This is a genomic window from Enterobacter sp. GER_MD16_1505_Eko_090 (assembly GCF_003331015.1).
Lineage (GTDB): Bacteria > Pseudomonadota > Gammaproteobacteria > Enterobacterales > Enterobacteriaceae > Enterobacter > Enterobacter roggenkampii.
The window spans coordinates 1-10,045 of the sequence record NZ_PUQF01000036.1; the positions used below are offsets into that span (position 1 = coordinate 1).

10 protein-coding genes and 2 pseudogenes are annotated in these 10,045 nt (G+C 53.2%); 6 read left to right on the forward strand and 6 right to left on the reverse strand.

Annotated features, from left to right (window positions below; translation table 11 throughout):
• From C6A40_RS24025 to C6A40_RS24045, 4 genes and pseudogenes are all read left to right on the forward strand, one after another.
• Positions 1-423 (forward strand): annotated as a pseudogene (locus C6A40_RS24025) (mercury(II) reductase); the annotation flags it as partial.
• Positions 424-440: 17 nt separating this feature from the next.
• Complete coding sequence (gene merD / locus C6A40_RS24030; RefSeq protein ID WP_001277466.1) at positions 441-806, forward strand: mercury resistance co-regulator MerD; 366 nt, start codon at positions 441-443, stop codon at positions 804-806.
• Positions 803-1,039 carry a broad-spectrum mercury transporter MerE gene (gene merE, locus C6A40_RS24035; RefSeq protein WP_001087807.1) on the forward strand — a complete coding sequence of 79 codons (237 nt, stop codon included), beginning with the start codon at positions 803-805 and terminating at the stop codon, positions 1,037-1,039. The genes merD and merE overlap by 4 nt, the downstream gene beginning before the upstream one ends.
• A gap of 65 nt (positions 1,040-1,104) precedes the next feature.
• Complete coding sequence (locus C6A40_RS24045; protein ID WP_000993245.1) at positions 1,105-1,317, forward strand: DUF3330 domain-containing protein; 213 nt, start codon at positions 1,105-1,107, stop codon at positions 1,315-1,317.
• Between the two features lie 113 nt (positions 1,318-1,430).
• On the opposite strand, the pseudogene C6A40_RS24050 reads toward C6A40_RS24045, so the two are convergent.
• Positions 1,431-4,281: pseudogene (locus tag C6A40_RS24050) on the reverse strand (Tn3 family transposase).
• A 163-nt stretch (positions 4,282-4,444) separates the two neighbouring features.
• Here C6A40_RS24050 and C6A40_RS24055 point away from each other — a divergent pair.
• Together C6A40_RS24055 and C6A40_RS24060 are read left to right on the forward strand one after the other, a co-directional pair.
• Entirely contained in the window at positions 4,445-5,017 is a 573-nt protein-coding gene (locus tag C6A40_RS24055; protein ID WP_001556711.1) for a recombinase family protein, read from the forward strand.
• An 8-nt stretch (positions 5,018-5,025) separates the two neighbouring features.
• The gene (locus tag C6A40_RS24060) at positions 5,026-5,430 is read left to right on the forward strand and encodes an ArsA-related P-loop ATPase (RefSeq protein WP_004118313.1); all 405 of its coding nucleotides are present in this window, start codon (positions 5,026-5,028) and stop codon (positions 5,428-5,430) included.
• Between the two features lie 30 nt (positions 5,431-5,460).
• On the opposite strand, the gene arsC is transcribed toward C6A40_RS24060, so the two are convergent.
• From arsC to arsR, 5 genes are read right to left on the reverse strand one after another with little or no spacing between them, the layout of a single operon-like run.
• Complete coding sequence (gene arsC / locus C6A40_RS24065) at positions 5,461-5,886, reverse strand: glutaredoxin-dependent arsenate reductase (protein ID WP_000065758.1); 426 nt, start codon at positions 5,884-5,886, stop codon at positions 5,461-5,463.
• A gap of 12 nt (positions 5,887-5,898) precedes the next feature.
• Entirely contained in the window at positions 5,899-7,188 is a 1,290-nt protein-coding gene (gene arsB / locus C6A40_RS24070) for an arsenite efflux transporter membrane subunit ArsB (protein WP_000922630.1), read from the reverse strand.
• A 48-nt stretch (positions 7,189-7,236) separates the two neighbouring features.
• Positions 7,237-8,988, reverse strand: coding sequence for an arsenite efflux transporter ATPase subunit ArsA (arsA, locus tag C6A40_RS24075; RefSeq protein ID WP_114191456.1), 1,752 nt, complete (start codon positions 8,986-8,988; stop codon positions 7,237-7,239).
• Positions 8,989-9,005: 17 nt separating this feature from the next.
• Positions 9,006-9,368, reverse strand: coding sequence for an arsenite efflux transporter metallochaperone ArsD (arsD, locus tag C6A40_RS24080; RefSeq protein ID WP_000783215.1), 363 nt, complete (start codon positions 9,366-9,368; stop codon positions 9,006-9,008).
• 47 nt (positions 9,369-9,415) lie between these two features.
• On the reverse strand, positions 9,416-9,769 hold the full coding sequence (gene arsR, locus C6A40_RS24085) for an As(III)-sensing metalloregulatory transcriptional repressor ArsR (RefSeq protein ID WP_001114073.1): 354 nt from the start codon (positions 9,767-9,769) through the stop codon (positions 9,416-9,418).
• Positions 9,770-10,045 lie beyond the last annotated feature (276 nt).

The following is a 10,045-nucleotide window of genomic DNA, read 5'->3' on the forward strand; positions in this document are numbered from 1 at the left end:
GCGATCAACATGACTGGCGGCGATGCGGCCCTGGACCTGACCGCAATGCCGGCCGTGGTGTTCACCGACCCGCAGGTCGCCACCGTGGGCTACAGCGAGGCGGAAGCACATCACGACGGGATCGAGACCGACAGTCGCACCTTAACACTGGATAACGTGCCGCGTGCGCTTGCCAACTTCGACACACGCGGCTTCATCAAGCTGGTCATCGAGGAAGGTAGCGGACGGCTCATCGGCGTGCAAGCGGTGGCCCCGGAAGCGGGTGAACTGATCCAGACGGCGGTGCTCGCCATTCGCAACCGTATGACCGTGCAGGAACTGGCCGACCAATTGTTCCCCTACCTGACCATGGTCGAAGGGCTGAAGCTCGCGGCGCAGACCTTCAGCAAGGACGTGAAGCAGCTTTCGTGCTGCGCCGGATGAGGAAAAGGAGGTGTTCAATGAGCGCCTACACAGTGTCCCGGCTGGCCCTTGATGCCGGGGTGAGCGTGCATATCGTGCGCGACTACCTGCTGCGCGGATTGCTACGGCCGGTCGCGTACACCACGGGCGGCTACGGCTTGTTCGATGACACCGCGTTGCAACGGCTGCGCTTTGTACGGGCTGCCTTCGAAGCGGGTATCGGCCTGGACGCACTGGCGCGGCTGTGCCGGGCGCTGGATGCTGCGGACGGTGACGGTGCGTCTGCGCAGCTTGCCGTGTTGCGGCAACTCGTCGAGCGTCGGCGCGAGGCCCTGGCCAGCCTCGAAATGCAACTGGCCGCCATGCCAACCGAACCGGCACAGCACGCGGAGAGTCTGCCATGAACAGCCCAGAGCACTTGCCGTCTGAGACGCACAAACCGATCACCGGCTACTTGTGGGGCGCGCTGGCCGTGCTCACCTGTCCCTGCCATTTGCCGATTCTCGCCATTGTGCTAGCCGGCACGACGGCCGGCGCGTTCATCGGGGAGCACTGGGGTATTGCAGCCCTCACGCTGACCGGCTTGTTTGTCCTGTCTGTGACGCGGCTGCTGCGGGCCTTCAAGGGAAGATCATGACCGCTTCCCAGCCAGCCGAGAGTGGGCAGCTTTGAGCTTCGCTACCAATCTGGAGGAGTACCACCATGAACGCAAACGCCCCGAACACTGCCAGTTGCACCACCTGCTGCGTATGCTGCAAAGAAATTCCGCTCGATGCCGCCTTCACCCCGGAAGGCGCGGAATACGTCGAACATTTCTGCGGGCTGGATTGCTATGAACGCTTCCAGGCACGCGCCAAGGCCGCGACAGAATCTGACATTGCACCTGTCCCTGGCGGTTCGCAGCCGTCAGATTGAGGCATACCCTAACTTGATGTCAGATGCCATGTGCAAACGATGTCAGAATAGAGTTAAATTTCCTATTGATTGACATATTCGGGGTTTGAGAGCCAATGGAACGAAAACGTACGCTAAGAAGTTAATTCATTGTTTAAATTGAAATTTAGTTCTCTCAGTTCCCCCTTCAAAATATCCTCCGGTAGCGTAAACGTATAATGCCCCAGCATATTGATATGCCCGTGCATCAGTGGGGACAACCGGGCGATATCTTCAACCCCGATTTCTTCTCCATTACTGCGTATCCAGCTCAGGGCTTCCTGCATATAAAGTGTGTTCCACAGTACCACTGCGTTAGTGACCAGGCCCAGTGCCCCCAGCTGATCTTCCTGACCTTCACGATAGCGCTTTCTGATCTCACCGCGCTGCCCGTAGCAGATCGCCCTCGCCACAGCATGGCGGCCTTCCCCCCGGTTTAGCTGCGTCAGGATCCGCCGACGATAATCCTCATCATCAATATAATTAAGAAGGTACAGCGTCTTGTTGACGCGCCCCACTTCCATGATCGCCTGTGCCAGCCCTGATGGGCGCGAGCTTTTCAGCAAAGAGCGAATGAGTTCTGAAGCATGAATGGTGCCCAGTTTCAGCGAACCGGCGGTTCGCATCATCTCATCCCACTGATCCTCGGCTTTCGACAGATCGGCACAACCACGTGCCAGTTCGTCCAGTGCACCGTAATTTGCCGATTTATCCACTCGCCAGAATACCGCTTCACCGGCATCGGCAAGCCGGGGGGAAAACTGGTATCCCAGCAGCCAGAAGAGGCCAAAAATAATGTCGCTGGTACCGGCTGTGTCTGTCATGATCTCAACCGGATTCAGCCCTGTCTGCTGCTCCAGAAGGCCTTCCAGCACAAAAATGGAATCTCGTAATGTGCCGGGGACAACGATGCCGTGGAATCCAGAGTACTGATCAGAGACGAAGTTGTACCAGGTGATGCCACGTCCGGAACCAAAATATTTTCTGTTAGGTCCTGAATTGACGGTTTTCACCGGCGTGACAAAGCGCATGCCATCAGCTGAAGCCACTTCGCCACCACCCCAGCGGCCAGCAAGCTCCAGTGTGGACTGAAAATCAACCAGGCGGGCATTGGCGCTGACCAGCGTTTCTGCCCGGAGGTAATTCTGTTTTACCCAGCTAAGCCGGTGGCGCGTCAGCGCCGGTATATTGTGCTTTATCAGCGGTTCCAGCCCGATATTGCAGGCCTCTGCCATCAGGACCGCGCACAGGCTGATGTGCAGATCCTGTGCCCGGGCCCCGGATTCACTGACATGCGTAAACTCACGTGTAAATCCCGTTCTGGCATCTATTTCAAGCAACAGTTCCGTCAAATCTACTGGCGGGAGTAGCAGCCTTACCCGACTGTTGAGACGATGCAACGATGTTGGCTCCTCCAGTTTCTCCAGGCTGCTGATAGTCAGGGAAGGATGTTTACCGTCATGGCAAATATGAACCTCCGCATTTCCTTCAAAGCGGGATGCGACGGTTTTCCAGGTTTCATCTAGCTGGACCGCCAACTGTTGCACGCCTTTATGTCCATCAGTGGGATGTCCCAGCGCCCGGCAAACGGGGACCCGCTGAGCCTGCCATTCTTCCCCCTGCAACAGCTTCTCGCGGGGATTTCCCCAGCGATCGCTGTTTTCGAGCCAGATGTCCCTTCGACGTAGTGCATCCTGAAGGCGCTCCAGCAGACAAAGCGAGTAACCGGCACGCTGTATCCGGCCCTCCGCATCGTATACCAGGCGTTTCCAGGGGCCGGTAATAATATGTTCAGGCGCATTGTCCAGGATGCGCTTTTTCGAGCAGTTCAGTTCGGTCAGATAATGAATGGCGGACAACGTATGTTCTCCGGCTGGCGCTGCCTGGAAATGCAGGTCGCGCAATACCGCCGGAAGAAAGCGCTTTACCCGCCCGTACTGCTCCACCATTTCGTCATGGAAATTGTTGTTCTGAGGCCGGGCCAGCTCATTTACCTTGCAGACGGATTCTGCCAGCCTGCTTTTCGGTATGCTTCAGCATATCGAGCACATCAACGGCCTCATCCAGCGCCGCAGTCTCCTGCGCTTTAACGAATGCTGTGAGTACGGCCAGTTTTCTCTGCTGTGGCATTCGCGCGATATATTTTACCGACGCCATGCCTGCGTAACGGGCCAAATTACGCAGTTGTATAGCAGGCAGACCGGTAAAATTCAGTCGGGAAAATTCCAGGTTTCGCAGCCGGATATACCGCTCCAGCGCTTCGGTAAATGCCGGGCCGCTGACGGTGACCGGTCCCTTTTTCAGTTGCTCCAGCGGTGAAGTACGCTGCCCCTCAGGAATGTCCAGAAGCTCCGTCACGCGGGCGGTCTGCCAGCTGTCCGGCAACGCGGCCAGTTTCTTCCACAGCCGCTGATTTGCCCGTTCGCGTATTTCACTGACGAGACGTACAAGTGTGGTTGCTCCGGGCAGCAGGACCTTATTCTGAAGCAGCCACGCGGTGGCAAAATCAAACATAAGGCCGGGTCGCTCATTACTGAGCCATGCGCGGGTGTACAGCAGGCGCTTCAGGCGGAAAGACCAGGGGAAATCGCCAAATTCATGGTAACCGTAATATTCCTTAATCAGCGCAGTATGCTCTCTGAGGGTGGTAACCCGTTCTGCGTAGCGGGTAAGGACTTCTGGACGGCGAATATTAAGCTGCACCGCGACAAATTGCTGAACACCTGGCAGAACCCGGGTTAAGTCTGTCAGAAAGGTGCCCAGAAAACGGGCGGTGGTGAGCTGAAGCGCAATTCCCAGCCGGTTATGCCTTCCCCGCCGCTGGTTAATGAAGGCAAGATCCCGCTCATCAAGATGAAAATAGCGCGCCAGCTGCACGTCATTGGGTTCTGCAACATAGCGACCATAATTCAGTTCCTGCTCAGTGGTCAGAAAATCGACGGGCATACCGGCCTCCCTGCCTGATGGTCATGAATTAACAATTTCGCAACCGTCCGAAATATTATAAATTCTCGGACACACTAAAATGGTGTTGTCTAGGTGTCTATTAAATCGATTTTTTGTTATAACAGACACCCACTGTCCGATATTTGATTTAGGATACATTTTTATGCGACTTTTTGGTTACGCACGGGTATCAACAAGCCAGCAGTCCCTCGATATTCAGATCAAGGGGCTTAAAGAGGCGGGGGTGAAAGCCAGTCGCATATTTACCGACAAAGCATCCGGCAGTTCTACCGACAGGAAAGGACTGGATCTGCTGCGAATGAAGGTGGAGGAAGGTGACGTCATCCTGGTGAAGAAACTCGACCGGCTTGGCCGCGACACTGCCGATATGATCCAACTGATAAAAGAATTCGACGCTCAGGGAGTCGCGGTCCGATTCATAGACGACGGGATCAGCACCGACGGTGAAATGGGGAAAATGGTTGTGACCATTCTTTCAGCTGTAGCCCAGGCCGAACGCAGGAGGATTCTGGAGCGTACGAACGAAGGACGGCAGGAGGCCAGGCTGAAAGGTATCCGGTTTGGCCGAAAGCGCATCATCGACAGAAATAGTGTACTGGCACTTCATCAGCAGGGAACTGGTGCAACAGATATTGCCCGCCGGCTCAGTATTGCCCGTTCCACTGTTTATAAAATTCTGGAAGATGAGAGCCGGGTTAATCTGAGCAAAATTTGAGGACGAACATGAGTGATGTAAAGGCATTCAACAATTGCATGAGTGTGTTCTGGCGACAGCATGAAGCCGAATTCTCTCGCTTTCTGACATCGAAGACAGGTGATAGCGAAAAAGCAGCAGACCCGGAGAAGACGAAGGTGATTATCGTGACGCTTGCCGAAACGACACCTGTACTGGAAGCCGCTAACCTGCAGCAGGATCTACGCCGAGCTGGCATCGAGCCGTGGGCATGGGTCGTTAATAACAGCCTGGCAGCTGCTCAACCGTCTTCGCCTTTCCTGAAGATCAGGGCGAACCGCGAGCTGCCTCTCATCTCTGATGTGGAAGAGCAGTATGCAAAGCGTATTGCATTAACAGCGCTACAGAGCGAAGAGCCGGTTGGTATTGACCTGCTGGAAGAAATGGCGAAGTAATAATGAAGGGGGCAAATGCCCCCTTCGTCTTTATTTCAGTCTTTTACCTGAATCATCAACGACTTTTTCACCGTCTTCCTTGGTGAAAGCCGCTTTCTGGGCATCTGGAAGGATATCGAGAACAACCTCTGAAGGACGGCAAAGTTTAGTTCCCAGTGGCGTCACTACGATCGGACGGTTGATCAGAATCGGATGCTGTAGCATAAAGTCGATGAGCTGGTCGTCAGTAAATTTATCTTCTGCAAGACCCAGTTCCTCATACGGCTCGACGTTCTTACGCAGCAAAGCCCGGACGGAAATGCCCATATCCGCAATGAGTTTGAGCAGCTCATCGCGTGAAGGTGGAGTCTCAAGGTAAAGAATAACGGTCGGCTCGATACCGCTGTTGCGGATCATCTCCAGCGTATTACGCGACGTGCCGCAGGCTGGGTTGTGATAAATGGTGATGTTGCTCATATCAGTATCTCATTACAAAGTGAAAGAGAGACGTAGCGCCAGCGCGGCCAGCGTTACAAACAGCACAGGCAGAGTCATGACGATCCCGGTGCGGAAATAGTATCCCCATGTGATGGTCATGTTCTTCTGTGAAAGGACATGCAGCCAGAGCAACGTTGCCAGGCTACCAATAGGTGTAATTTTCGGTCCAAGATCGCAGCCAATCACGTTGGCAAAAATCATCGCCTCTTTGATAACGCCTGTTGCAGTGCTGCCATCAATAGAGAGAGCACCAACCAGCACGGTAGGCATATTGTTCATGATGGAAGAGAGGAAAGCCGTCAGGAAGCCAGTACCAAACGTCGCGGCCCAAAGTCCTTTATCTGCCAGCACGTTCAACACACCGGAGAGGTATTCTGTTAGTCCGGCATTACGCAGACCATAGACCACCAGATACATTCCCAGAGAGAATATGACGATCTGCCATGGCGCACCGCGAAGCACTTTGCCAGTGTTAATGGCATGGCCTCGCTTCGCCACCGCAAACAGAATGACAGCCCCTACAGCAGCAATCGCACTGACCGGGATACCCAACGGCTCAAGGACGAAAAAGCCAACCAGAAGAAGGATCAACACTATCCAGCCGGTTCTGAAGGTTGCCAGATCTTTAATCGCTTTTGCCGGTGCTTTCAGGAGAGCCAGGTCGTAAGTTGGCGGAATATCTTTGCGGAAGAACAGATGCAGCATCACCAGCGTGGCGATAATGGCTGCGATATCCACCGGCACCATTACCGACGCATACTCAGTGAAACCCAGCCCAAAGAAGTCTGCAGAAACGATGTTAACCAGGTTGGACACGATAAGCGGCAGACTGGCCGTATCGGCAATAAACCCGGCGGCCATGACAAATGCCAGCGTAGTGCCTTTGCTGAAACCTAATGCAAGCAGCATGGCGATAACAATTGGCGTCAGAATCAATGCCGCACCATCGTTGGCAAACAGTGCCGCCACCGCTGCGCCGAGCAAAACGATATAGGTAAACAGCAAACGCCCGCGACCGTTACCCCAACGTGAAACGTGCAGCGCCGCCCATTCGAAAAAGCCCGATTCATCGAGCAGAAGGCTGATAATAATCACGGCAATAAAGGTCGCCGTCGCATTCCAGACAATATTCCACACTACAGGGATATCACCAAAATGGACTACGCCAGAGATCAGCGCCAGTACCGCGCCCAGCGTCGCACTCCAGCCGATCCCTAATCCCTTCGGTTGCCAGATAACCAAAACGATGGTCAGGACAAAAATAGCGCCTGCCAGTAACATAAATCCTCCAGACAGGACGGCTTTGCCGCCCTGTATATACAAAAAAAATTAAACAACCAGCTCTCTGAGTTTCTCGATGCCAGTGGGCTCTGCAGCCATTACCGGTACTAACGCTATGCGGCTTGCATGCTGGTTTTTCACAACCTCGATTTGAGGACGCTCTTGTAGGGCGCGCTGGCAAAGCAGCGGCGATTGCGTCTGTGCAATCGAAAGGCTGTTATTGATAATCCAGCCCCAGGGATGAATCCCCGCACGTTCAAGATCGGACTGCAGGTTTGCCGCTTCCAGTACAGGTGTGGTTTCAGGCAGAGTGACCAGCAAAACTTTGGTACGTTCCTGGTCCTGAAGCTGCATCATCGGAGTGGTAAAATGACCTTTATCCCCCATCTTCCTGGCAATCTCACGGTGATAAGCCCCGGTAGCATCAAGCAGTAATAGCGTATGCCCGGTAGGTGCCGTATCCATGACCACAAACCGTTTGCCAGCTTCACGAATTACGCGTGAAAACGCCTGGAACACCGCAATCTCTTCTGTGCAAGGAGAACGTAAATCCTCTTCGAGCAGCCGTTTCCCAGCCTCATCCAGATCCCTGCCTTTCGTCTCAAGAACATGCTGACGATAGCGTTCAGTTTCATCGTGAGGGTTGATTCGGCTGACCTGCAGATTTTTGAGGCTGCCATTGAGCGTTGTACTGAGATGTGCAGCAGGATCTGAGGTGGTGAGATGCACATCAAAACCCTTATCCGCCAGACTGACGGCGATAGCCGCAGCCATTGTGGTTTTGCCCACACCACCTTTGCCCATCAGCATAATCAAACCGTGTTCACTGCGGGCGATATCATCAACCAGGACAGACAACGACATATTCTCTGGCTTGTTCTGTGGGCTTTGTTCAGGAAGCGATGTTATCTCAGCGTGTTCGTTGAGCAGGCCTTTCAATGCGGATACACCAACCATGTTCAGCGGCTGCAGGTATAAGTTGTCTGTCGGCAAATCAGATAACCCGGCAGGAAGATTTGCCAGCGCCTCTTGCTCCCGTTGCCATATTGCAGCGGCCAGTGCATCACGTTCTGCTTCGCTCGCAGGCAGGACACCGTTAATGACTAAATACTGATTTTTAAGGCCAATAGCTGATAATTCGTCATGAGTACGAGCGACTTCCTGCAGTGTTGATTTTTGCAATCGCGCGACCAGCACAAGGCGAGTTCGTTCAGGATCGGATAATGCCTCAACCGCATGAGCATATTGCTCGCGTTGTTTTTCCAGCCCAACCATTGGACCAAGACAGGAAGCACCATCCGGGTTACTTTCGATGAAGCTGCTCCAGGCTCCGGGAAGCTGAAGAAGGCGAATAGTGTGGCCAGTTGGGGCAGTATCAAAAATGATGTGATCAAAGCGGGTCAGCAGAGAAGCGTCAGTCAGTAAGCCAGTAAACTCGTCGAATGCAGCGATCTCTGTCGTACAAGCTCCTGAAAGCTGTTCACTGATGCTGTTAACAACGTCATCAGGCAAAAGACCTTTAATAGGGTCAACGATTCTGGCGCGGTATTGCTGGGCGGCGTCCTGCGGGTCAATCTCCAGAGCCGAAAGACCAGACACAGCAGTCACGGGCTGGATAGTGTTACCGATAGTCTGATCGAATACCTGACCGACATTGGAAGCCGGGTCGGTACTGACAAGCAGAACACGCTTTCCCAGTTCAGCCAGACGTATAGCCGTTGCGCAGGAAATCGAAGTTTTGCCTACACCTCCCTTACCGGTGAAAAACAGGTAAGACGGGATATTCTCTAAGAATTTCATATGTCCTCCTGACATACTCAACAACAGGAAGTTTTACCACCACAGCAACTGGTGGAAGCTAAACCCACCTTTTCCAGCGGTATACCAAACCAGCGAGCCAGTTCAGCGCGTTTTGGGTATCGCCCGGCCATCACCGTTTCACCATCAAGCAACAGCAGCGGAAGCCCTTCAGCTCCAGAAGCCTCAAGGAATGCTTTCGCTTTTTCGTTCTCAACGAAGCTCATAGGCTGCTGCGCCAGGTTATAACGTTCGATCTGAACCCCACGCCCTTTCAGCCATTGCACATCAGCAGAAAAATTGACCAAAACCTGATCGACATCTGAACCACAAACGCCGGTACTGCAGCACATCGCCGGATCAAACACCGTTAACATTTTCATCTTTAACACCTCATATTCGTAAAAACATATATGTACAGGCAAAATTTTTAGATACAAACAGCCTTACCGCTGCCAGAGCAGTTGGCCGATGCCAGCTTACGGGCGATGGCCTGTACGTCGTCCTGTTGACTTAACCAGGCCTGCTCAATCACCAGGGCAGCCCAGGAAGGAATATGCGGGGATAAGCGATAATGAACCCATTTCCCCTGCTTGCGATCCAGCAACAGGCCACTTTCCCGAAGCATCGCCAGATGGCGGGAGGTCTTGGGTTGTGATTGTTCCAGCGCTGTGCAGAGATCGCATACGCACAGCTCCCCCATCTCCCTGAGCAGTAGCACGATACCCAGGCGGGTTTCATCAGATAGTATTTTGAAAAGTTGTAGGGATGCAATTTCTGGCATTATGTACTCCTGCTATGAATGGGTATTGTCTCTCCACCAAAACAAGAAGTCAAAATCATATGTGTTTTCTCGCATGTGAGTGCAGGTGTCACTATGCGGTTGAAAAACGACCTGATGTGCGATCGTTACGTTAGTTGGGTAGGTAAAAAAGTCATTTGAGGCTAAAACATTGCTTAGTGCGGGCTTTCAGTTCATAGAGAAGAATGAATAATATCAATTATAACAATTGGTTATTTCCTTAGCGTACGTTTTCGTTCCATTGGCCCTCAGACCCCA